Genomic DNA, 21,583 nt, shown 5'->3' on the forward strand with positions numbered 1-21,583 from the left:
CACCCCTCCCCCGCCCCCCCCCCCTCTGCGTACGGCTTCCGCCTACCGCGAGCGCTTCGCGAGGCGCTCCACGTCCAGCAGGATCACGGCGCGGGCCTCCAGGCGCAGCCAGCCGCGCTGGGCGAAGTCGGCGAGCGCCTTGTTCACGGTCTCGCGGGAGGCGCCGACCAGCTGGGCCAGCTCCTCCTGGGTGAGGTCGTGGACGACGTGGATGCCCTCCTCCGACTGCACGCCGAAGCGGCGCGACAGGTCGAGGAGCGCGCGGGCGACACGGCCCGGCACGTCGGAGAAGACCAGGTCGGACATCTGGTCGTTGGTCTTGCGCAGCCGGCGGGCGACGGCCCGCAGCAGCGCGCCGGCCACCTCGGGGCGGGCGTTCAGCCAGGGCTGGAGGTCGCCGTGGCCGAGGCCGAGCAGCTTGACCTCGGTCAGCGCCGTCGCGGTCGCGGTGCGCGGGCCCGGGTCGAAGAGGGACAGCTCGCCGATGAGCTCGCCGGGGCCGAGGACCGCCAGCATGTTCTCCCGCCCGTCGGGGGAGGTGCGGTGCAGCTTCACCTTGCCCTCGGTGACCACGTACAGGCGGTCGCCGGGGTCGCCCTCGTGGAAGAGCGCGTCGCCACGGGCGAGCGTCACCTCACTCATCGAGGCGCGCAGCTCGGCGGCCTGCTCGTCATCGAGCGCCGCGAAGAGCGGGGCGCGCCGCAGAACGTCGTCCACGAGTTCACTCCTACTGTCGACCTGCTCACGGGACCTGAGCTCCCATGATGCCGGACGTGCCAAACAGTGCGATCAATCACAACAAGTTTGACGCACCGGACGCCATTGCCGAACGTCAGGGGCCCGATCGGGGGCCGATCGGCGGCGAGCGGGGCGGATGGCGGCCGTGGCCCCTAGGCTGGCCGGGTGTCCAACTCGCCGGTGAGAACGCAGGCCAAGGGGGCTGAAAGAGTGTCGGCCGAAGGGAATTCCGCTGTGGGCGAACACGGCGTGTCGAAGCGGTCGAAGGGTACGAATCGGGACGATTCACCCCCGAGGGGGACGGCCGGAGGGACGACCCCGACGACGCCCCGCAGGAAGACCGCCGGGGCCACCGCGCCGGTGAAGGCCAAGACGGCCGCGAAGCCCGCCGCGGGGCCCGCCGAGGCCGCGAGGAAGGCCCCCGCGAAGAAATCCCCCGCGAAGCCTGCCGAGGCCGCGAAGAAGGCCCCTGCGACGAAGGCTCCCGCCAAGAAGGCTCCCGCCAAGGCCCCTGCGACGAAGGCTCCCGCCAAGGCCCCTGCGACGAAGGCTCCCGCCAAGGCCCCGGCGAAGAAGGCTCCCGCGAAGGCCTCCGCCAAGAAGCCCGCCGCGTCCGCGAAGCCCGCCTCGTCCGCCCCCGCCAGGCCCCTCGCCCCCGCCAGGCCCGAGTCGCGGCTGGCCATGGTCCGGCGGGCGCGGAGGATCAACCGGGAGCTGGCGGAGGTGTTCCCGTACGCCCATCCGGAGCTCGACTTCCGCAACCCCTTCGAGCTGCTGGTGGCCACGGTCCTCTCCGCGCAGACCACCGACCTGCGGGTGAACCAGACGACCCCCGCGCTCTTCGCCCAGTACCCGACCCCCGAGGACCTGGCCGCCGCCGTCCCCGAGGAGGTCGAGGAGCTCATCCGCCCCACCGGCTTCTTCCGCGCCAAGACCAAGTCGATCATGGGCCTGGCCGCCGCCCTCCGCGACGACTTCGGCGGCGAGGTCCCCGGCCGCCTGGAGGACCTGGTCAAGCTCCCCGGCGTCGGCCGCAAGACCGCCTTCGTCGTCCTCGGCAACGCCTTCGGCGTCCCCGGGATCACCGTCGACACCCACTTCATGCGGCTCGCCCGCCGCTGGCGGTGGACCGCCTCCGACGACCCGGTCAAGATCGAGGCCGAGGTCGCCGAGATCTTCCCGAAGAGCGACTGGACGATGCTCTCGCACCGGGTGATCTTCCACGGCCGCCGCATCTGCCACGCCCGCAAGCCCGCCTGCGGCGCCTGTCCCATCACCCACCTCTGCCCCGCCTACGGGGAGGGCGAGACCGACCCCGAGAAGGCCGCCAAGCTGCTCAAGTACGAGAAGGGCGGCTATCCGGGCCAGCGGCTCAACCCGCCCGCCGACTACCCCGGCCGCCCCGCCCCGCCGGCGCCCGGCGTGTCCCCGGGCGCCGTCCAGCGTGCCTCCGGGGCCGAATGAGCCGGACGGGACCGGAACGGGCCCGCGGGAACGAAGGGACACGGCGACGGCGTTGGACGACTCGGGGGTGCCCATGACGCGCACGGACGAAGAGATCTACGGCCCCGGCACCGGCGGCCTGCTGGACCGGGACGGACTGCCCGACTGGCTCGCGCCGGTCGACCGGGCCGCGCGCACGGTCGCGCCCGAGCAGCTGAGCCGGTTCCTGCCGCCCGAGAGCGGCGCGGGCCGCCAGTCCGCCGTCCTGGTCCTGTTCGGCGACGGCGAGCGCGGGCCCGAACTGCTCCTCATGGAGCGGGCCGGCAGCCTCCGTTCGCACGCCGGGCAGCCCTCCTTCCCCGGCGGCGCCCTCGACCCCGAGGACGGCGACCCGGCCGACGGGGGACTGCTGCGGGCCGCCCTGCGCGAGGCCCAGGAGGAGACCGGCCTCGACCCGGCCGGCGTCCAGCTCTTCGGCGTGCTGCCCCGGCTCTACATCCCGGTCAGCGGCTTCGTCGTCACCCCCGTCCTCGGCTGGTGGCGCGAGCCCAGCCCGGTCGGGGTCGTCGACCCCGCCGAGACCGCCCGGGTCTTCACGGTCCCCGTGGCGGATCTCACGGACCCCGCCAACCGCGCCACCGCCGTCCACCCGGCCGGCCACGCGGGCCCCGCCTTCCTCGTCGCATCCGCCCTGGTCTGGGGTTTCACCGCCGGAGTGATCGACCGGCTGCTGCACTTCGCCGGCTGGGAGCGCCCCTGGGACACCTCCCGAAAGGTCCCGCTCGACTGGCGGTCATGACAGGCTGGGCCCCCGGGCGACCGGAGAAGAAGCGGCGACCGGAAACGAAACTGCGAGGCTGACGACCGTGAACGTGCTGGACATCCTGCTGCTGCTCGCGGCCGTGTGGTTCGCGATCATCGGCTACCGCCAGGGCTTCGTGGTCGGCGTCCTCTCGGTGATCGGCTTCCTCGGCGGCGGGCTCGTCGCCATGTGGCTGCTGCCGATCCTGTGGGACCGGCTCACCGACGAGAGCGAGGTCACCACCACCGTCACGGTGATCTTCGTGATGGCGGTCATCGTCTCCGCCTCCGTCGGCCAGGCGCTCACCACCCACCTCGGCAACAAGCTCCGCCGCCACATCACCTGGTCCCCGGCCCGCGCCCTCGACGCCACCGGCGGCGCCCTGGTCAACGTGGTCGCGATGCTCCTGGTGGCCTGGCTGATCGGCTCGGCGCTGGCCGGCACCTCGCTGCCCACCCTGGGCAAGGAGGTGCGCGGCTCCAAGGTGCTCCAGGGCGTCACCCGGGTGATGCCCGACCAGGTCGGCGTCTGGTTCGCCGACTTCAGCTCCACCCTCGCCCGCAGCGGCTTCCCGCAGGTCTTCAGCCCCTTCGCCAACGAGCCCATCACCGAGGTCCTGCCCCCGGACCCGGCGCTCGCCGGCAGCCCCGTCGCGGCCCTCGCCCAGCGCTCCATCGTCAAGGTCGTCGGCACCGCCCCGAGCTGCGGCAAGGTCCTGGAGGGCACCGGCTTCGTCTTCTCCGAGCGCCGGGTGATGACCAACGCGCACGTGGTCGGCGGCGTCGACGAGCCCACCGTGCAGATCGGCGGCGAGGGCCGGCTGTACGACGCCAAGGTCGTCCTCTACGACTGGCAGCGCGACATCGCCGTCCTCGACGTGCCGGACCTCCGGGCCACCCCGCTGCGCTTCACCGAGGAGGTGGCGCGCAGCGGCGACGACGCCATCGTCGCCGGCTTCCCCGAGAACGGCTCGTACGACGTCCGCTCCGCCCGCGTCCGCGGCCGGATCACCGCCGACGGCCCCGACATCTACCACCGGGGCGAGGTGCGCAGGGAGGTCTACTCGCTGTACACGACGGTCCGCCAGGGCAACTCCGGCGGACCGCTCCTCACCGAGGACGGCACCGTCTCGGGCGTGATCTTCGCCCGGTCCCGCGACGACGCCGACACGGGGTACGCGCTGACGGTCGAGGAGATCCGCGAGGACATCGAGCGCGGCCGGGCCGCCAACCAACAAGTGGACACCGACGGCTGCGCGCTCTGACCGCTAGGCGGTGTCGCGTGGGTGGCGGAGCCGGGCGGAGACCCAGCGGGCCCGCCGCCTGAGGATGCGTGAGATCCCGACCTGCCCGCCGGGAGCGCGGCCCGGGTCCGGCGGGCCTCCCCGCTCGCGGGAGCCCGGCCCGGAGGCGGAGCGGCGGTCGCGTGCCGTGTCACCGTAGTCGTGCGTCCAGCCCATACCGGGACGTCTGCCCGGGGGCCGGGCTCGGTAACCGCACGGGGGCCCGCCAATCGGAGTATGCGCCGGGCACATGGCCGTTCGACGCACGCCCGTGCGGGACGGGGTGCGTACCGGTCTCAGCGGTCGGGCTCGGGGTCCTTCAGCCAGTTCACCAGCTCCGTGGTGAAGGCGACCGGGTCCTCCTCGTGCGGGAAGTGCCCGAGGCCGTCGAAGAGCCGCCAGCGGTACGGGGCCTCCACGTACTCGCCCGAACCGGCCGCGCTGCGGGTGCGCATCACCGGGTCGAGCGAGCCGTGCAGATGCAGCGTCGGCACCCGGACCGGCCGCTTCATGCGCCGGTTGAACTGGATGCCGTCGGGGCGGGCCAGCGAGCGGACCAGCCAGCGGTACGGCTCGATCGAGCAGTGCGCGGTCGAGGGGACGAGCATCGCCCGCCGGTACACCTCGACCGCCTCCTCGTCGGCCGGGCGCGGGCCCGACCACTCCCGGATCAGACGCCCCACCAGCTCGGCGTCCTCGGCGACCAGCTGACGCTCCGGCAGCCACGGCCGCTGGAAGCCCCACACGTGCGAGCCGGCCCGCGACTGGGCGAAGTCGGAGAGCATCGCCGACCGCCAGCGGCGGGGGTGCGGCATCGAGGAGACCACGAGCCGGCGGACCAGCTTGGGCCGCATCACGGCGGCCGTCCAGGCGAGATAGCCGCCCAGGTCGTGGCCGACGAGCGCGGCGTCCGGCTCGCCGAGCGAGCGGACCACGCCGGTGATGTCGAGGGCCAGGTTGGCGGGGTCGTAACCGCGGGGGGTGCGGTCGCTGCCGCCGACCCCGCGCAGGTCCATCGCGACCGCCCGGAAGCCGGCCTCGGCGAGCGCCGGCAGCTGGTGGCGCCAGGTCCACCAGAACTGCGGGAAGCCGTGCAGCAGCAGCACCAGGGGGCCGTCGCCCATCTCGGCGATGTGGAAGCGGGCGCCGTTGGCCGCGACGTCACGGTGGGTCCACGGACCGTCGAGGCGTACGGGCCCGCCGCCGGGGGTGCTGCTCTCGGGGAGGGTCATACGGACGAGCGTGCCACAGACTGGGCCTTGGCCATCGTCACCTCGGCGGCCGGGACACCCGCCGGACGGGGGTGCGGCTTCACGTTCTGCATGATCGCGGCGGTCTGCTTGGCGGAGGCGATGGACTTCTCCGGCGGCTTGACCTTCTTGAACTTCGAGACCGCGATCAGGCCGAGGAGGCCCGCGACGATCACGTTGAAGGCGAAGGACAGCAGGAAGCACCAGACGAGGTTCCAGCCGCCGTTGCCGTTGTGCCCGCCGGTCCAGGTGTTGATGGCGTAGGCGAGCGCGAAGCTCAGCATCGGCAGCGAGAACAGCAGCACCACGGCGGCGGCGATGGCCGCGCCGCTGCCGATCGCGCCGCGCTTCACGTCCTGCCGGAGCTCGGCCTTGGCCAGGGCGATCTCGTCGTGCACCAGTGCGGACATCTCGGCGGTCGCCGAGGCGACCAGCTGGCCGAGGCTGCGCTCGGTTCCGTCGAACGGGTCGCTCATCGCTCTCCCTCTCCTCTTGTACGGTCCGAGACTCTGTGTACGGTCCGAGACGCTGTGTACGGTCCGCCTCAGATCATGCCGGACGGTCGGCCCCGTCGCGCGGTGCCCCCGCCAGTCGGGCGCGCTCGCGGTGTTCCGCGGCCTTCCGCTCCAGGATCTCGGCCATCCGGAGGTGGTACGCCTCGGTGCCCTCCTCGTACACGTCCGGGATGCCGTCCTGGTCGTCGTCCCGCTCCTCCTCGGCGACCAGCAGCTGGTACTTCCGCACCCGCAGCTTGAGCAGGAGCGAGGCGCAGGCGGCCGCGATCAGCGAGCCCATGAGGACCGCCGCCTTCACCTCGTCGGTGAGGGCCGCGTCGCCCTCGAAGGCGAGCTCGCCGATGAGCAGGGAGACGGTGAAGCCGATCCCGGCGAGGGTGGCGACGGCGAAGACGTCCGGCCAGGACAGCTGGGGGTTGAGCTCCGCCCTGGTGAAGCGGGCCGCGAGCCAGGTGCCGCCGAAGATGCCGACGGCCTTGCCGACGACCAGGCCGAGGACCACGCCGAGGGTGACGGGCTGGGTGAAGACGTCCCGGAGCGCCTCGCTGGACATGGTCACGCCGGCCGAGAAGAGCGCGAAGAGGGGGACGGCGAGACCGGCGGAGAGGGGCCGGACCAGGTGCTCGATGTGCTCGCCGGGGGAGTGCTGCTCGCCTTCGCGGGTGGTGCAGCGGAGCATCAGGCCCATGGCGACGCCGGCGATGGTGGCGTGCACGCCGCTGTTGTACATCAGCGCCCAGATCACCAGGGCCAGCGGGACGTACACGTACCAGCCGCGGACCTCCTTGCGGAGCAGGAACCAGAAGAGGGCGAGGCCGGCGAAGGCGCCGCCGAGGGCGGCGAAGTTCAGGTCGCTGGTGAAGAAGACCGCGATGATCAGGATCGCGAAGAGGTCGTCGACGACGGCGAGGGTGAGGAGGAAGGCCCGCAGCGCCGAGGGGAGCGAGGTGCCGATGACGGCGAGGACGGCGAGTGCGAAGGCGATGTCGGTGGCGGTGGGCACGGCCCAGCCGTCCATGGAGCCGCCGCCGACGGCGTTGACCAGGACGTAGACGAGGGCCGGGGTGGCCATGCCGCAGATCGCCGCGATGACGGGGAGGGCGGCGGCCTTGGGGTCGCGCAGCTCACCGGCGACCAGTTCGCGCTTGAGCTCGATGCCGGCGACGAAGAAGAAGATCGCGAGCAGGCCGTCGGCGGCCCAGTGCGCGATCGAGAGGTCGAGGCCGAGGGCGGCGGGGCCTATGTGGAAGCCGGAGACCGACTCGTAGCTGTCGGGGAGGACGTTGGCCCAGACGAGCGCGGTGACGGCGGCGACGAGCAGGAGGACACCGCCGACCGTCTCGGTGCGCAGGGCGTCGGTGAGGTGCCGGCGCTCCGGGAGGGAGAGCCGGCCGAGGAACGTGCGGTCGGTGGACACGAGGAGCCTCCGGTCGGGTGGGCAGCACACAGCACATGCCGACCAGACTTCCCGGCGCACCTAGGTCTTTCTGTCGCGTTCCTGACGCGATCCTTACTTTACCTAACGAGCCCGAGGTGTGTCCGGCGAGGATCACTTTATGGAGGTATGCGGCTTTCGGCACGGTGGCGCCCGGACGCGGAAAGGCCCGCCCCGGGGCGTCGGGGCGGGCCTTTCCGTGCTGCGCCGGTGCCGTCAGTCCTCGCTGGGCGCGGCCGGCAGCTTGGTCTGGATGAGCGACATCACCGACGAGTCGGTGAGCGTGGTGACATCGCCCAGCTCGCGGTTCTCCGCCACGTCGCGCAGCAGCCGGCGCATGATCTTGCCGGAGCGGGTCTTCGGCAGCTCGGCCACCGGGAGGATCCGCTTGGGCTTGGCGATCGGGCCGAGGGTGGCGCCGACGTGGTTGCGCAGCTCGGCGACGAGGGCCTCGTCCTCGCTGGCGGTGCCGCGCAGGATCACGAAGGCGACGATCGCCTGGCCGGTGGTCTCGTCGGCGGCGCCGACGACGGCCGCCTCGGCCACCGACGGGTGGGAGACGAGCGCCGACTCGACCTCGGTGGTCGAGATGTTGTGGCCCGAGACGAGCATGACGTCGTCGACCCGGCCGAGCAGCCAGATGTCGCCGTCGTCGTCCTTCTTGGCGCCGTCACCGGCGAAGTACCTGCCCTCGAAGCGGGACCAGTAGGTGTCGATGAAGCGCTGGTCGTCGCCCCAGATGGTGCGGAGCATCGACGGCCACGGCTCGGTGAGCACCAGGTAGCCACCGCCGCCGTTCGGCACCTCGTTCGCCTCGTCGTCGACGACGGTGGCGGAGATGCCGGGGAGCGGGCGCTGGGCGGAGCCCGGCTTGGTCTCCGTGACGCCGGGGAGCGGGCTGATCATCATCGCGCCCGTCTCGGTCTGCCACCAGGTGTCCACGATCGGGCACCGGTCGGCGCCGATGTGCTTGCGGTACCAGACCCACGCCTCGGGGTTGATCGGCTCGCCGACCGAACCGAGCACCCGGAGGCTGGTGAGGTCGAACTTGGCGGGGATGTCGTCGCCCCACTTCATGAACGTGCGGATCAGCGTCGGCGCCGTGTAGAGGATGGTGACGCCGTACTTCTGCACGATCTCGAAGACCCGGCCCTGGTGCGGGGTGTCCGGGGTGCCCTCGTACATGACCTGGGTGGCGCCGTTGGCCAGCGGGCCGTAGACGATGTACGAGTGGCCGGTGACCCAGCCGATGTCGGCGGTGCACCAGTAGACGTCGGTCTCCGGCTTGAGGTCGAAGACGGCGTGGTGGGTGTACGCGGCCTGGGTGAGGTAGCCGCCGGAGGTGTGCAGGATGCCCTTCGGCTTACCCGTGGTGCCCGAGGTGTACAGGATGAAGAGCGGCTGCTCGGCCGGGAACGCCTCGGGGGTGTGCTCGGCGGACTGGCGCTCGACGAGGTCGTGCCACCACACGTCCCGGCCCTCGGTGAAGGCGGTGTCCTGGCCGGTGCGGCGGACCACCAGGACGTGCTCGACGGTCGGGCACTTGGCGACGGCCTCGTCGATGGCGGGCTTGAGGGCGGACGGCTTGCCGCGGCGGTAGCCGCCGTCGGCGGTCACGACCACCTTGGCGTCGGCGTCCTGGATGCGGGAGGCCACGGCGTCGGCGGAGAAGCCGCCGAAGACGACCGAGTGGGCGGCGCCGACGCGGGCGCAGGCCAGCATCGTGATCGCGGCCTCGGGGATCATCGGCAGGTAGACGGCGACCCGGTCGCCCTTGCGGACGCCCAGCTCGGTCAGGGCGTTGGCCGCCTTGGAGACCTCGTCCTTGAGCTCGGCGTAGGTGATCGCGCGGCTGTCGCCCGGCTCGCCCTCGAAGTGGATGGCGACCCGGTCGCCGTGGCCGGCCTCGACGTGCCGGTCGACGCAGTTGTACGCCACGTTGAGCTCGCCGTCGGCGAACCACTTGGCGAACGGCGGGTTCGACCAGTCGAGGGTCTCGGTCGGCTCGGTGGCCCAGGTCAGGCGCTTGGCCTGCTCGGCCCAGAAGCCCAGCCTGTCCGCCTCGGCCTGCTCGTACGCCTCCGCCGTCACGTTGGCGTGCGCGGCCAGCTCGGCGGGCGGCGCGAAGCGGCGCTCTTCCCGGAGCAGATTGGCCAGGCTCTCGTTGCTCACGACATCTCCCTTTCCCAGGGCGTCCTCTGTGCGTATGTGTCCCGCGTCATAGCTCATCAGCCCGAAGCCCCGGGTGACAAGAGCATCCGGGGAATTGGTTTAGACCTGTGAGTGTCTTGACGGCGGTGGCCCCTTCGTCCCGAGCGGAGGGAGAAGGGGCCACACACTCTCACGGAGGCGGGACGGGAAAGGTTCAGGACGCGCGGGCGGCCAGGACCGTCGGCGGGACGCTGTCGAAGACGTCGTCGTAGCCGCGCACCTCGTCCCCGGAGAGCAGATACGCCTGCGCCTCGCCCACGTGGAAGTACATCCCGTGCAGGGTGAGGCTGCCGTCCGCGAGCCGCCGCGCCACCGACTCGTACGCCCGCAGGTGCTCCAGCTGCTGGACGACGTTGGTGAGGCACAGCTGCTCCACCGCGTCCGCCGGCAGCCGCCCGGAGATCCGCGCCCACGCGTGACGGCGGCTCGCCATCCGCTCCAGGCTCGGTCTGCCGTGCCGCAGCCAGCGGCGCAGCGGGGTCGCCGGCTCGTCGGGACCGGCGCCGAGCAGGGCCTGCATGGCGCCGCAGCCGGAGTGGCCGCACACGGTGATCGACTGCACCCGCAGCACGTCCACCGCGTACTCGATCGCCGCCGCCACCGAGTCGTCGCCGCTCTCCTCGCCGGGCAGCGGCACCAGATTGCCGACGTTGCGCACGGTGAAGAGGTCGCCCGGCCCGCTGGACGTGATCATGCTGGTGACCAGCCGGGAGTCGGCGCAGGTGAGGAAGAGCTGGGAGGGGCTCTGACCCTCCCGGGCCAGCCGGGCCAGCTCGTCCCGGACCAGCGGGGCGGTGTTCCGCTGGAACTTGCCGATGCCGTGCGCCAGCTGATGGCCCGTCGGCCGCGGCGGCTCCTCGGCGGCGGGGGCGGGCGGCGGCGCGGGCCGCTCGGCGCACTGGTGGTTGTGCCAGGGCGTCCAGGGGCGGCAGCAGACGTCCTCCGGCCCGGGGTGCGGGGCGGGGCCCGGAGCGGGGTCCGGGCCGGCGTCGGCGTCCGGCTCGGGGGCGTGGGCGGCGGGGGAGCCGGTGATGCGGCCTCCGGTGGGGCCGGTCAGCTCGACCGTGCCGCCGTGGGCCAGATGGCCGGCGGTCCAGTCGTTCAGCGCCTCGTACGCGGCGTGGTCCATGAACGAGCCGTCCAGCTCCACGGTCACGTCCGCGCCCGCGGGGATCTGGTGCAGCGCCCGGCTCAGCCGCGGCACCGCGAGGAAGGTCAACTGGCCGCGGACGCGCAGCAGGTGGCGCCCGTCGCGCTCCTCCCGGGTGATCCGGGTCCGGGCCAGCCGCTGCATCGCGACGGCGACGGCGACGGCGATGCCGAGGGCGACGCCCTCCAGGACGCCGACCAGGACGACTCCGGTCAGCGTCACCGCGTACACCACGACCTCGCGGTGCCGGGTGACCGTACGGATGTGGGTGATGCTCACCATCTGGATGCCGACCACCATCACCAGCGCGGCGAGCGCGGCCAGCGGGATGAGGTCGATGGCGGACACCAGGAACAGCGAAGCCAATACGATCCACAGGCCGTGCAGCATGGTGGAGGCGCGGCTGACCGCGCCCGCCGACACGTTGGCCACGCTGCGGACCGCGACCCCGGCGACCGGGAGGCCGCCGAGCGCGCCGGAGACCACGTTGGCCGCGCCCTGGCCGGCCAGTTCGCGGTCGAGGTCGGCGCGCGGGACGCCCCGGCCCCGGTCCGGCCGGGCGGCGACGAGCTTGTCGACGGCGACGGCGGAGAGCAGCGACTGCACGCTGGTGACCAGGGTGATGGTCAGCACGCCGGCGGCGATGCCGAGGACCGGTCCTTCGGGCAGCCCCGGCAGCGCGTGGCTGCTCCAGGACGGCAGGTCGACCCGGGGCAGGCTGAGCCCGGCGGCCACCGCGAGCACCGTGGCGCCGCCGACACCGACCAGCGCGGCCGGGGCCTTGCGCGCCCAGGCGCCCACTCTGCCCGGCAGACGGGGCCAGCCGAGCAGGACGGCGACGGTCAGCGCGCTGATCGCGAGCGAGGCCGGGCCGACATCCGCCAACTGGGCGGGCAGACCGAGGACGTTGGCCACCGCGGAGCTCTGCGGGGTGCCGCCGAGGACGATGTGGAGCTGGGCCAGGGCGATGGTGACGCCGATGCCGGCCACCATGCCGTGCACGATGGCGGGCGAGACCATGAGCGCCGAGCGGGCCACTTTCAGGGCGGCGAGGCCGAGTTGGGCGAGGCCGGCGAGGACCGTGATGGCGCAGGTGGTGCGCCAGCCGTACCGCTGGATCAGCTCGGCGGTGACGACGGTGAGGCCGGCGGCGGGTCCGCTCACCTGGAGCGGGGAACCGCCGAGACGGCCGGCGACCAGACCGCCGACGGCGGCGGCGACCAGTCCGGCCTGGAGCGGGGCTCCGGTGGCGAGGGCGATGCCGAGCGAGAGCGGCAGCGCGATCAGGAAGACGGCGATCGACGCGGAGACGTCCGCGCCGGCGGGGCGGAAGCGGCGGCCGCCTCCGGGTGGGCTGTGGGGCCGCTGGACGCGGGGCCGGTTGGGCGTGCGGGCAGGGGTGCAGAGGGTCATCCGGTCTCCTCCGGGCCGAACGGGTACCTCAACTCTGAGTAAACGAATCGTAATGGAGAGTAAAGTCTCCGGCATTATTTTCGGGGCAAACAGGGCAATGGTTCACCGGTTCCGGTGAATGGGCGGCCCATTGCCGCTTGTCGTTTCATCGCCCCGGTGGGTCGGGTGCGAGGTTGACGCCGCTCGGCCGTCAGGCGGAGAAGCCCCGTCGGAGAAGAGAGGTGGCGGATGTCAGCCGCTGTGCGAGGAAGTACGTTCCGGAGGAAGGCGCTGGCCGCCGGCGCCCTCACCGTCGCCCTGATCGGCGGTCTGGCCGGCTGCTCGGAGCCGTCCTCCTCCGGCTCCGGCACCCAGGGCGCCCCGGGCTCGGGCGCCGGCGCCGCCGCGAAGAAGGGCCCCGCCGCCGCGCCGGAGAACCCGGTCCGGCTGATCGGCGACGGCTCCACCGCCTACACCGGCGCCCAGCCGCACCAGCCGACGTGGAAGAAGCTCAAGCCGGGCGAGGCCCCGCCGCAGTTCGTCGTCTTCTCCTGGGACGGCGCCGGCGAGGACAGCCAGAAGCTCTTCTCGCACTTCCGGAAGGTCGGCAAGAAGTACGACGCGACCATGACGTACTTCCTCAGCGGCGTGTACCTCCTGCCGGAGGAGAAGCGGGCCATGTACGACCCGCCGAAGCACTCCGCGGGCCGCTCCGACATCGGCTTCAACGACACCGAGGGCATCCGCGACACCGTCCGCGAACTGCGCGGCGCGTGGCTGGAGGGCAACGAGATCGGCACCCACTTCAACGGGCACTTCTGCGGCGCCGAGGGCGGCGTCGGCACCTGGTCCGTGGAGGAGTGGAAGAGCGAGATCCGGCAGGCCAAGTCCTTCGTCAAGAACTGGAAGACCAACGCGGGGCTGCGCGCCGAGCAGCCGCTCCCCTTCGACTACGACAAGGAACTCGTCGGCGCCCGCACGCCCTGCCTCGAAGGGCGCGCGAACTTCGTGAAGGCCGCCTCCGAGCTCGGCTTCCGCTACGACACCAGCGGTGTCAACGACCAGATCTGGCCGAAGAAGGACCAGGGCGTCTGGGACCTGTCCATGCACCTCGTCCCGGTCCCGGGCCGCGCCTTCCAGACCCTGTCCATGGACTACAACTTCATGGTCAACCAGTCGCCCGGCACGACCCAGGGCGACCCCGGCATGCACCGCTACTGGGGCGACCAGATGCGGGACGGCCTCGTCCAGGCGTTCGAGCGCTCGTACCGGGGCAACCGGGCGCCCGTCATCATCGGCAACCACTTCGAGTCCTGGAACGGCGGTACCTACATGCGCGCCATCGAGGAGACCATCGCCACGGTCTGCGTCCAGAAGGACGTCGAGTGCGTCTCCTTCCGCCAGCTCGCGGACTGGCTCGACGCCCAGGACCCCGCCGTCATCGCCAAGATGCGCACCCTGAAGGTGGGCGAAGCCCCCGCCGGCGGCTGGCCCGCCTTCCTCGCCCCCCAGCCGGCCGCCCCCGCCGCCCCGGCGGCCAAGCCGGCCGCCGCACAGAGCTGACCCCCGCGCCCCCGCCGGACGGCCCGCACTCCGCCCGGCGGCGAGCCGTCAGCCGACGATCGCGGCGGCGGGCTCGCCGAGCACGAAGCCGGGGTCGACCCGCGCCGCCAGGTCGGCCCCGGCCCCCTTTTCCGCGTGGCCCCCGCTCGCACCGTTCGGCGCCGGGGCGCCTCTCGGGCTTCGGGAGGCTGTGCCGGACTCCGTCCGGCGGTGGGTGGCGGCGGGTCGTCAGTGGGCGGTCGCGGCGGTGGGTTCGCCGAGGACGAAGTCGGGGTCGACCTGCGCCGCCAGGTCGGCCCCGGTTTTGGCGTTGCCCCAGCTCTCCGCGTTGCGGAGGTGGAAGTGGACCATCTGGCTCGTGTAGCGCTGCCAGTCGCGGTGCTCGTACGTGTCGTCCGCCGCCTCCCGCAGGGTCCGCAGGGCGCGGTGGTTCTCCGGCTCCAGCTCCTCGAAGCGCGGCGGCCGGCCCTTCTCCATCGCGCGGACCCAGTCCGAGTGGCCGACCGTGACGAGCAGGTCCTCGCCGACCTCCTGGCGCAGGAAGTCCAGGTCGTCCGGGCCCTGCACCTTGTTGCCGACGACCTTCAGCGCGACGCCGAAGTCCCGCGCGTACTCCTTGTACTGGCGGTACACCGACACGCCCTTGCGGGTCGGCTCCGCGACCAGGAAGGTCATGTCGAAGCGGGTGAACATGCCGGAAGCGAACGAGTCCGAGCCGGCCGTCATGTCGACGACCACGTACTCCCCGGCCCCGTCCACCAGGTGGTTGAGGCACAGCTCCACCGCGCCGACCTTCGAGTGGTAGCAGGCCACGCCGAGGTCCGCCTCGGTGAACGGCCCCGTCGCCATCAGCCGCACCTCGCCGGGGTCCAGCCGGACCGGCCGCGCGCACGCCTCGTACACCGGGTTCTCCTCGCGGACCCGCAGCAGCCGCGAACCCTCCCCGGGCGGCGTCGTCTTGATCATCGTCTCGGCCGAGACGATCCGCGGATTGCCGCCGCGCAGGTACTCCTTGATGAGCGGCAGCTGCGCCCCCATCGCGGGCAGCGCGGCCGCCTCCGCCTCGGAGAGGCCGAGCGCGGCCCCCAGGTGCTGGTTGATGTCCGCGTCGATGGCGACGACGGGCGACTCGATGGCGGCGAGGTGGCGGACGAAGAGCGAGGACAGCGTCGTCTTGCCGCTGCCGCCCTTCCCGACGAAAGCGATCTTCATGTTCACCTAGCGTAGTGGCATGAACGCGCTTAGTGGTCAAGGTCTATGAAGAAGACCACTCCATCGTGGGGCGGGCCCCGGGGGCGCGTAGCCTCCTTACCTATGAGTACGCACGCCTCTGACCCCTTGGCCGCCCTCGGCACCCTGCCGGGCGTCGCCGACGCGGTGGACTCCGTACGCAAGGCCGTCGACCGGGTCTACGGCCACCGTGTGATGCGCCGCCGCAGCAACGAGATCGCCCACGAGGCTGCGCTCCGCGGCGCCCGCGGCTCGGCCGCGCTGGCCGGCGCCGACTGGGCCCTGGAGGAGGTCCGCCGCCGGACCGACTTCAGCGCCGACCCCGAGGCCCGCACCGTCGGCGCCGCCCTCCGGCTGAGCGCCGAGGCGGGCGAACTCCTCTCCATCTGGCGCCAGTCGCCGCTCCGGGTGCTGGCCCGGCTGCACCTGGTCGCCGCGGGCGAGCACGAGGACTCGACGGGCCGCCCCCGGCAGGCCGGCGAGACCGTGACCGAGCCGCTGATCGAGGCCCCCCTGCCGAGCCCCGACGAGGTCGCCGCCCGCCTCGACGGCCTCGCGGAACTCGTCGTCGCCGGCAGCGAGGCCCCGGCGCTGGTCGTCGCCGCGGTCGTCCACGGCGAACTGCTCGCCCTGCGCCCCTTCACCTCGCACAACGGCCTCGTCGCCCGGACCGCGGAGCGGATCGTGCTGGAGGGCAGCGGCCTCGACCCGAAGGGCATCTGCCCCGCCGAGGTCGGCCACGCGGAGCAGGGCCGGGCCGCCTACGCGGCCGCCTTCGAGGCGTATCTGACCGGCACCCCGGAGGGCGTCGGCGCGTGGATCACGCACTGCGGGCGCGCGGTGGAACTCGGCGTCCGGGAGTCGACGGCGGTCTGCGAGGCGCTCCAGCGCGGCGCGGCCTGAAACACCCCCGGACATGGGTTGCGGCGGTACCGGAAATCAGTACCGCCGCTGGCACGTCCACCCAGTTACCAAGCGTCCTCGATATGTGCCCATCAGGCGGGGTACTTTGCCCTTCGCCTGGTGCGGCTGGCCCGTAATCGACGGGTCGACGTCGCGTGGGTGCCAGGTTTTTGTGCGTCAGGTCCGTGGGGCCTTGATGCTCAACAGGTGATCCTCTCGGATGTCCCAGGTCTCGCGGGCCTGATTCCTTTCTACTCCTGTCCGCCGGTAAGCGAAAGTGGTGGATCCGCTTCTTTGCGGTCTTTCCGGACCGGGTGAAACCGGGGCAAGCGGTCAGTGCCCGGCGAGAGCGGCCGCCAGCGCGGCCCGGTGACGCCGGCGGGTGGCGTACCAGACCAGCCCCGCGGTGGCCGCCGCCGCACCCACGGCCGCCGCCGCCATGAGCGCCGGACGGGGCGGCATCCGGAACTCCGGCAGCCGCTGCTTGAGCCGCACCGGACGGTCGAAGGCCAGCACCGGCCACTCCCGGGCGACCGCCTCACGGCGCAGCGTCCGGTCCGGGTTGACCGCGTACGGGTGCCCGACCGCCTCCAGCATGGGGATGTCGGTCGCCGAGTCGCTGTAGGCGTAGCAGCGGGACAGGTCGTACCCCTCCGACTTCGCCAGCTCGCGGACCGCCTCGGCCTTGGTCGGGCCGTAGGCGTAGTACTCCACCTCCCCGGTGAAGCACCCGTCGTCGCCGACCACCATCCGGGTGGCGACGACCCGGTCCGCCCCGAGCATCTCCCCGATCGGCTCGACCACCTCGGCACCGGAGGTGGACACGATCACGACGTCGCGGCCGGCGGCGTGGTGCTCCTCGATGAGGGAGGCGGCCTCGTCGTAGATGATCGGGTCGATCAGGTCGTGCAGGGTCTCGGCGACGAGTTCCCTGACCTGGGCCACGTTCCAGCCTTTGCAGAGCGCGGAAAGATATTCGCGCATCCGCTCCATCTGGTCGTGATCGGCCCCGCCGACCAGGAACACGAACTGGATGTAGGCCGTCCGCAGGGCGGCGCGGCGGCTGATCAGTCCGCCCCGGTAGAAGGACTTGCTGAAGGTCAGCGTCGAAGACTTCGCAATGACCGTCTTGTCCAGGTCAAAGAAGGCGGCTGTGCGCGGCAAGGAGTGGTTTTCCACAACGCTGAGCATAGGTGCCCGCCATTCGGCGTACGCTGGGGCGCGTGGGTTTGCCTGAGAAGGCTCTCGGGTACACCATGGAAGTCACGGATCGTTCGCGACCGTGCTAACCCGGACCGGCTCCTCCCCCCCCGAGTCGGCCGGAGAGACGACCCCCGCTCTCCCCCCCGGCGGGGGTCGTCGCATGTCCGGACGCGTTTTCACTCGCTGAGCCATCGCTCGCTCCCCTCTCTCGTGTCGCCGTGCGGCCGGCCGCCCCCGGACCGCCGAGCACTTGATTCGTCACCCACCGTAACCGGCGGGCTGCGTTCCGGACAGTCCTCGGACGGGTGGTCGAGATATTCACAGGCGGTGGATTGTCCACAGTTTTTCGGTGGGCTCCGCACGATTTCCCCGGCGGCCTCACCGTGATTCCCGTCGCGAAGTTCGCGGCAGGCCGGAATCACGAGAGGGGTGTGTGCGATGCGGCAGACGTTGGCTTCCCGCACGGGCGGAGCGGAGCACGAGGACGCGGCGCGGGACGGGGGAGGGGTGCGCGGGCCCGGCCCGCTGATCGTCACCGAGGACGTCGTCCTCCTCGACGATCTGCTGCGGCTGTGCGCCGCGGCCGGCGTCGAGCCCGAGGTGCACCACCGGGTGCCCGAGCGGCGGGCGAGCTGGACCGATCCCCCGCTCGTCCTGGTGGGGGAGGACGCGGCGGCCCGCTGCCGGGGCGCCACACGTCGGCCCGGAGTCGTCCTCGTCGGGCGCGCCCAGGACGATCCGGAGGTGTGGCGGCTCGCCGTCGAGGTCGGTGCCGACAGCGTCCTGCGGCTGCCGGGCGCCGAGTCGCTGCTCGTCGACCGGATCGCCGACGCCGCCGAGGGCGTCGGCCGGACCGCGCTGACCGTCGGCGTCGTCGGCGGGCGGGGCGGGGCCGGTGCCTCCACCCTCGCCTGCGGTCTCGCGCTCGCAGCGGCCCGCGCCGGCCGGCGGACCCTGCTCGTCGACGGCGACCCGCTCGGCGGGGGGCTCGACGTGCTCCTCGGCGCCGAGCGGGAGGAGGGCCGTCGCTGGGGCGACTTCGCCGCGTCGAAGGGCCGGCTCGCCGGCGGCGCCCTGGAGGAGTCGCTGCCCGCCGCCCGGGGGGTGCGGGTGCTCAGCTGGGGCCGGGAGCCCACCGGCGCCGTACCGCCGGACGCGGTCCGGTCCGTGCTCGCGGCGGCCCGCCGCCGGGGCGGGGTCGTCGTGGTCGACCTGCCGCGCGCCGTCGACGAGGCGGGGACCGAGGCCCTGGCCCAGCTCGACCTCGGCCTCCTCGTCGTCCCCGGCGAGCTGCGGGCGGTCGCGGCCGCCCACCGGATCACCGGTGCCCTCTCCCTGCTCGTGCGCGACCTCCGGGCCGTGGTCCGGGGGCCGTACGCGGCGGGGCTCGACGAGCGCTGGGTCGCCGACGCGCTGCGGCTGCCGCTCGCCGGTGAACTCCCCTACGACCCCGGCATCGTGTCGGACCAGGACGCGGGCACCCCGCCGGGCGCCCAGCCCCGCGGACCGCTCGGCCGCTTCTGCGCCGCGTTCTGGGAGCGCGCGCTGCCCGCCGGAGGTGCGGCATGACGGGGACGGGCGCGGTGGAGACCGGGGCGGCGACCGCCTCGCGGGATGCCGGACCGGCCGTGCGGGCGGGCGGCGCCGGACTGCTCGACGCCGTGCGGCAGCGGCTCGCGGCCAGCGGCGCCGAGCCGACCCCGGCCCGGGTCGCGGCCGCCCTGCGGGCTCAGGGCCGACTGCTCGGGGACGCCGAGGTGCTGGGCGCCGCCGAGGAGCTGCGCTGCGAACTGACCGGGGCGGGACCGCTGGAGGCCCTGCTCGCCGACCCGGACGTCACCGACGTGCTGGTCTCGGCGCCCGACCGGGTGTGGGTCGACCGGGGCTCCGGCCTGGAGCGGGCGCCCGTCGTCTTCGCCGACGCCGCCGCCGTGCGCAGGCTCGCCCAGCGGCTGGCGGCGGTGGCCGGGCGGCGTCTCGACGACGCCCGGCCGTGGGTGGACGCGCGGCTGCCCGACGGCACCCGCATGCACGCGGTCCTCCCGCCCGTCGCCGTCGGTTCCACCTGCCTCTCGCTGCGCGTGATCCGCCCCCGGGCCTTCACCCTGGAGGAGCTGGCCGCGGCCGGGACCGTGCCGCCCGGCGGCGACCGGGTCCTGCGCGCGCTGATCGAGGCCCGGGTGTCCTACCTGGTCAGCGGGGGCACCGGCACCGGCAAGACGACGCTCCTCGCGGCCCTGCTCGGGCTGGTCGGGGAGCGGGAGCGGATCGTCCTCGCCGAGGACTCGGCCGAGCTGCGTCCGGACCACCCCCATGTGGTGCGCCTGGAGGCCCGGCCGCCGAACCAGGAGGGCGCCGGGCTGGTCACCCTCCGGGACCTGGTCCGCCAGGCCCTGCGGATGCGGCCCGACCGGCTGGTGGTCGGCGAGGTGCGCGGCGGCGAGGCCGTCGACCTCCTGGCGGCCCTCAACACCGGTCATGAGGGCGGCTCGGGGACGCTTCACGCCAACACCGCGACCGACGTGCCCGCCCGGCTGGAGGCGCTCGGCACCGCCGCCGGGCTCGACCGGGCCGCCCTGCACAGCCAGTTGGGCGCCGGACTGTCCGCCGTGCTGCATCTGGTGCGGGACCGGGACGGGCGGCGCCGGATCGCCGAGATCCATGTGCTGGAGCGGGACCGGGCCGGTCTGGTGCGGACGGTGCCCGCGCTCCGCTGGGGCGCGGACGGGTTCGAGCGGGAGCGGGGCTGGCCCCGGCTGCGCGCGCTGATCGGAGGTGCCCCGTGACGGCCGCCTGGTACTCCGCGCTCTGTCTCCTCGCGGGCGGCCTGCTCGTCCTGCGGCAGGCGGCCGAGCGCCGCCGGACCGTGCGGCGGGCGGGTGCCCTGCTCCTCGGGCCGGGTGCGGCGTACGGGGGAGGGGTCGCCGGCCGGGAGGCCGTGGCGCGCTGGTGGGCGGCGGCCCGGGGCAGGCCCGAGTGGCTGTGCCTGCCGGCCGCCGGGCTGGTCGCGCTGCTGGGGGAGTCGCCGCTGCCGCTGGCCGCCGGGGCGCTGGCGGTCCCGTTGGTGCGGCGCCGGCTGCGCGCGGCCCGCCGGCGCGAGGAGCGGGAGGCGCTCGCCGGGCGGGTGGTGGCGCTGTGCGAGGCCGCCGGCGGTGAGCTGAGGGCCGGCCGGCAGCCGGGCCCGGCCCTCGCCTACGCGGCCCGCCGCTCCGGCGCCCTCGGCCCGGAGGAGGCGCGGGTGCTCGCCGCGGTCGGCTTCGGCGGCGACGTGCCGGAGGCCCTGCGGGCGGCGGCCCGCCGGGAGGGCGCCGAGGGGCTCGCGGGCCTGGCGGCCTGCTGGCAGGTGGCCGTCGACAGCGGGGCGGGGCTGGCCGCCGGGCTCGACCGGCTGGAGGCGGCCCTGCGCGAGCGGCACGAGCGGCGCGAGGGGCTGCGGGCCGAACTGGCCGGCGCCTGGGCGACGGTGGCCGTGCTCGCGGCCCTCCCCCTGGCCGGGCTCGGCATGGGGGCCGCCCTCGGCGCCGAACCGTTGCGGGTCCTGCTCCACACCCCCGCCGGAGGGATCTGTCTCCTCCTGGGCTGCGGACTGGAGACGGCCGGGCTGTGGTGGGCCGCGCGGATCGTGCGGGGAGGCGGCGGCGATGCGGACTGAACTGGCGCGATCGGTACCGCTGTTGCTGCTGGGCTGTTGGCTGCTCGGCGGGGCCTGGCTCCGGCTGGAGCGGGCGCGGCGGGCTCGCTCCGGCCGGAGGCGTCTCGACGGCCTGTCACCGGCCGGGCGGGACGGGCGCCCCGGGAAGCCCTCGCGGCGGGTGCGCGGGGTCCGGGCGCGGCTGGCGGGCGGGCTGCGGGAGGTGCCGGGTCCGGTGCGGGCCGCGGTCGTCGGAGGCGTGCTCGGCGCGGGGCTGTTCCTCGGGTGGGCGGCGGCGCTCGCGGCGGGCGCGGGCGGTGTGCTCGGCGCCCGGTGGTGGGCGCGGCGGACGGGGGCCTCCCGGGCGACGCCCGACGAGCGGGAGGCGGTGCGGCAACTGCCCGAGGCCGCCGACCTGTTGGCGGCCTGTGCGTCGGCCGGGGCCGGGCCGGGGGAGGCCGCGGAGGCCGTGGGGCGGTCGATGGGCGGGCCGCTCGGCGAGCGGCTGCTGCGGACCGCCGCCGAACTGCGGCTCGGCGGCGAACCGGCCGAGGTGTGGGGGAGGTTCGGCGCGATACCGGGCGCCGAGGGGCTCGCCCGCTGTATGGAGCGGGCCGGCGCCTCCGGGGCGCCCGCCGCGGACGCGGTCGCCCGGCACGCGGCCGGGCTGCGGGCGGCGAGCGCCCGCACCGCCGCCGCGCGGGCCCGCAGGGCCCAGGTCCTGATCAGCGCGCCCGTGGGGCTGTGCTTCCTGCCCGCGTTCCTCGCGGTCGGGGTGGCCCCGGTGGTGATCGGCCTGGCGTCGGGCCTGCTCGGCGAGTGACCGACGCCACAC

At 73.9% G+C, this 21,583-nt stretch carries 18 protein-coding genes; 9 read left to right on the forward strand and 9 right to left on the reverse strand.

Going from position 1 to position 21,583, the window contains the following annotated elements:
- Positions 1-42: 42 nt before the first annotated feature.
- Positions 43-717, reverse strand: a complete 675-nt coding sequence (locus ACFW1I_RS08635) for a Crp/Fnr family transcriptional regulator (protein ID WP_030495802.1) — start codon at positions 715-717, stop codon at positions 43-45.
- A gap of 381 nt (positions 718-1,098) precedes the next feature.
- Between ACFW1I_RS08635 and nth the strand changes: the two genes are divergently transcribed.
- The 3 genes from nth (at position 1,099) to ACFW1I_RS08650 (ending at position 4,247) form a co-directional block, all read left to right on the forward strand.
- Positions 1,099-2,202 (forward strand): endonuclease III, encoded by a 1,104-nt coding sequence (nth, locus tag ACFW1I_RS08640; RefSeq protein ID WP_384667558.1) that lies wholly within the window; start codon positions 1,099-1,101, stop codon positions 2,200-2,202.
- Positions 2,203-2,275: 73 nt separating this feature from the next.
- Positions 2,276-2,980 (forward strand): NUDIX hydrolase, encoded by a 705-nt coding sequence (locus tag ACFW1I_RS08645; protein ID WP_384667561.1) that lies wholly within the window; start codon positions 2,276-2,278, stop codon positions 2,978-2,980.
- A gap of 67 nt (positions 2,981-3,047) precedes the next feature.
- Complete coding sequence (locus ACFW1I_RS08650) at positions 3,048-4,247, forward strand: MarP family serine protease (protein ID WP_384667564.1); 1,200 nt, start codon at positions 3,048-3,050, stop codon at positions 4,245-4,247.
- A gap of 3 nt (positions 4,248-4,250) precedes the next feature.
- Here the strand turns inward: ACFW1I_RS08650 and ACFW1I_RS08655 are convergent, their stop codons facing one another.
- The 6 genes from ACFW1I_RS08655 to ACFW1I_RS08680 form a co-directional block, all read right to left on the reverse strand.
- A complete protein-coding gene (locus ACFW1I_RS08655; protein WP_384667567.1) occupies positions 4,251-4,442 on the reverse strand; it encodes a hypothetical protein in 192 nt (63 codons plus the stop codon).
- Between the two features lie 119 nt (positions 4,443-4,561).
- A complete protein-coding gene (locus ACFW1I_RS08660) occupies positions 4,562-5,497 on the reverse strand; it encodes an alpha/beta fold hydrolase (protein ID WP_384667568.1) in 936 nt (311 codons plus the stop codon).
- Positions 5,494-5,991 (reverse strand): phage holin family protein, encoded by a 498-nt coding sequence (locus ACFW1I_RS08665; protein WP_319009081.1) that lies wholly within the window; start codon positions 5,989-5,991, stop codon positions 5,494-5,496. Before ACFW1I_RS08665 ends, ACFW1I_RS08660 begins: the two co-directional genes overlap by 4 nt.
- 73 nt (positions 5,992-6,064) lie before the next feature.
- A complete protein-coding gene (nhaA, locus tag ACFW1I_RS08670) occupies positions 6,065-7,447 on the reverse strand; it encodes a Na+/H+ antiporter NhaA (RefSeq protein WP_384667572.1) in 1,383 nt (460 codons plus the stop codon).
- 234 nt (positions 7,448-7,681) lie between these two features.
- The gene (gene acs, locus ACFW1I_RS08675; RefSeq protein ID WP_384667575.1) at positions 7,682-9,694 is read right to left on the reverse strand and encodes an acetate--CoA ligase; all 2,013 of its coding nucleotides are present in this window, start codon (positions 9,692-9,694) and stop codon (positions 7,682-7,684) included.
- Between the two features lie 136 nt (positions 9,695-9,830).
- Positions 9,831-12,239, reverse strand: a complete 2,409-nt coding sequence (locus ACFW1I_RS08680; RefSeq protein WP_384667577.1) for a SulP family inorganic anion transporter — start codon at positions 12,237-12,239, stop codon at positions 9,831-9,833.
- Between the two features lie 228 nt (positions 12,240-12,467).
- On the opposite strand from ACFW1I_RS08680, the gene ACFW1I_RS08685 reads away from it, so the two are divergent.
- Entirely contained in the window at positions 12,468-13,781 is a 1,314-nt protein-coding gene (locus ACFW1I_RS08685) for a hypothetical protein (RefSeq protein ID WP_384667580.1), read from the forward strand.
- Between the two features lie 228 nt (positions 13,782-14,009).
- On the opposite strand, the gene ACFW1I_RS08690 is transcribed toward ACFW1I_RS08685, so the two are convergent.
- A complete protein-coding gene (locus ACFW1I_RS08690; RefSeq protein ID WP_384667582.1) occupies positions 14,010-14,993 on the reverse strand; it encodes an ATP-binding protein in 984 nt (327 codons plus the stop codon).
- Positions 14,994-15,095: 102 nt separating this feature from the next.
- Here ACFW1I_RS08690 and ACFW1I_RS08695 point away from each other — a divergent pair, with 102 nt between their 5' ends.
- Positions 15,096-15,914 (forward strand): Fic family protein, encoded by an 819-nt coding sequence (locus ACFW1I_RS08695; RefSeq protein WP_384667584.1) that lies wholly within the window; start codon positions 15,096-15,098, stop codon positions 15,912-15,914.
- Between the two features lie 333 nt (positions 15,915-16,247).
- Here ACFW1I_RS08695 and ACFW1I_RS08700 read toward each other — a convergent pair whose 3' ends face one another.
- Positions 16,248-17,105 (reverse strand): HAD family hydrolase, encoded by an 858-nt coding sequence (locus ACFW1I_RS08700; RefSeq protein ID WP_384667587.1) that lies wholly within the window; start codon positions 17,103-17,105, stop codon positions 16,248-16,250.
- Positions 17,106-17,555: 450 nt separating this feature from the next.
- Here ACFW1I_RS08700 and ssd point away from each other — a divergent pair, with 450 nt between their 5' ends.
- Genes ssd through ACFW1I_RS08720 form a run of 4 tightly spaced genes read left to right on the forward strand, consistent with a single transcriptional unit; the run spans position 17,556 to position 21,571 of the window.
- Complete coding sequence (gene ssd / locus ACFW1I_RS08705; protein ID WP_384667590.1) at positions 17,556-18,686, forward strand: septum site-determining protein Ssd; 1,131 nt, start codon at positions 17,556-17,558, stop codon at positions 18,684-18,686.
- Positions 18,683-19,903: a TadA family conjugal transfer-associated ATPase gene (locus ACFW1I_RS08710; RefSeq protein ID WP_384667593.1), complete on the forward strand. Its 1,221-nt coding sequence runs from the start codon at positions 18,683-18,685 to the stop codon at positions 19,901-19,903. The genes ssd and ACFW1I_RS08710 overlap by 4 nt, the downstream gene beginning before the upstream one ends.
- Complete coding sequence (locus tag ACFW1I_RS08715; protein WP_384667596.1) at positions 19,900-20,769, forward strand: type II secretion system F family protein; 870 nt, start codon at positions 19,900-19,902, stop codon at positions 20,767-20,769. The genes ACFW1I_RS08710 and ACFW1I_RS08715 overlap by 4 nt, the downstream gene beginning before the upstream one ends.
- Positions 20,759-21,571: a type II secretion system F family protein gene (locus ACFW1I_RS08720; RefSeq protein ID WP_384667599.1), complete on the forward strand. Its 813-nt coding sequence runs from the start codon at positions 20,759-20,761 to the stop codon at positions 21,569-21,571. Before ACFW1I_RS08715 ends, ACFW1I_RS08720 begins: the two co-directional genes overlap by 11 nt.
- The last annotated feature ends 12 nt before the right edge of the window (positions 21,572-21,583 follow it).

Origin of the sequence: Streptomyces sp. NPDC058955 (genome assembly GCF_042741435.1) — a bacterium.
GTDB lineage: Bacteria > Actinomycetota > Actinomycetes > Streptomycetales > Streptomycetaceae > Streptomyces.

Bases quoted from the DNA above. Each gene is read 5' to 3' on its own strand.
- ACFW1I_RS08645 (WP_384667561.1), top strand. From the start codon at position 2,276: ATGACGCGCACGGACGAAGAGATCTACGGCCCCGGCACCGGCGGCCTG.
- ACFW1I_RS08655 (WP_384667567.1), bottom strand. From the start codon at position 4,442: ATGGGCTGGACGCACGACTACGGTGACACGGCACGCGACCGCCGCTCC.
- ACFW1I_RS08660 (WP_384667568.1), bottom strand. From the start codon at position 5,497: ATGACCCTCCCCGAGAGCAGCACCCCCGGCGGCGGGCCCGTACGCCTC.
- ACFW1I_RS08665 (WP_319009081.1), bottom strand. From the start codon at position 5,991: ATGAGCGACCCGTTCGACGGAACCGAGCGCAGCCTCGGCCAGCTGGTC.
- acs (WP_384667575.1), bottom strand. From the start codon at position 9,694: ATGAGCTATGACGCGGGACACATACGCACAGAGGACGCCCTGGGAAAG.
- ACFW1I_RS08680 (WP_384667577.1), bottom strand. From the start codon at position 12,239: ATGACCCTCTGCACCCCTGCCCGCACGCCCAACCGGCCCCGCGTCCAG.
- ACFW1I_RS08685 (WP_384667580.1), top strand. From the start codon at position 12,468: ATGTCAGCCGCTGTGCGAGGAAGTACGTTCCGGAGGAAGGCGCTGGCC.
- ACFW1I_RS08690 (WP_384667582.1), bottom strand. From the start codon at position 14,993: ATGAAGATCGCTTTCGTCGGGAAGGGCGGCAGCGGCAAGACGACGCTG.
- ACFW1I_RS08695 (WP_384667584.1), top strand. From the start codon at position 15,096: ATGAGTACGCACGCCTCTGACCCCTTGGCCGCCCTCGGCACCCTGCCG.
- ACFW1I_RS08700 (WP_384667587.1), bottom strand. From the start codon at position 17,105: ATGCTCAGCGTTGTGGAAAACCACTCCTTGCCGCGCACAGCCGCCTTC.
- ssd (WP_384667590.1), top strand. From the start codon at position 17,556: ATGCGGCAGACGTTGGCTTCCCGCACGGGCGGAGCGGAGCACGAGGAC.
- ACFW1I_RS08710 (WP_384667593.1), top strand. From the start codon at position 18,683: ATGACGGGGACGGGCGCGGTGGAGACCGGGGCGGCGACCGCCTCGCGG.
- ACFW1I_RS08720 (WP_384667599.1), top strand. From the start codon at position 20,759: ATGCGGACTGAACTGGCGCGATCGGTACCGCTGTTGCTGCTGGGCTGT.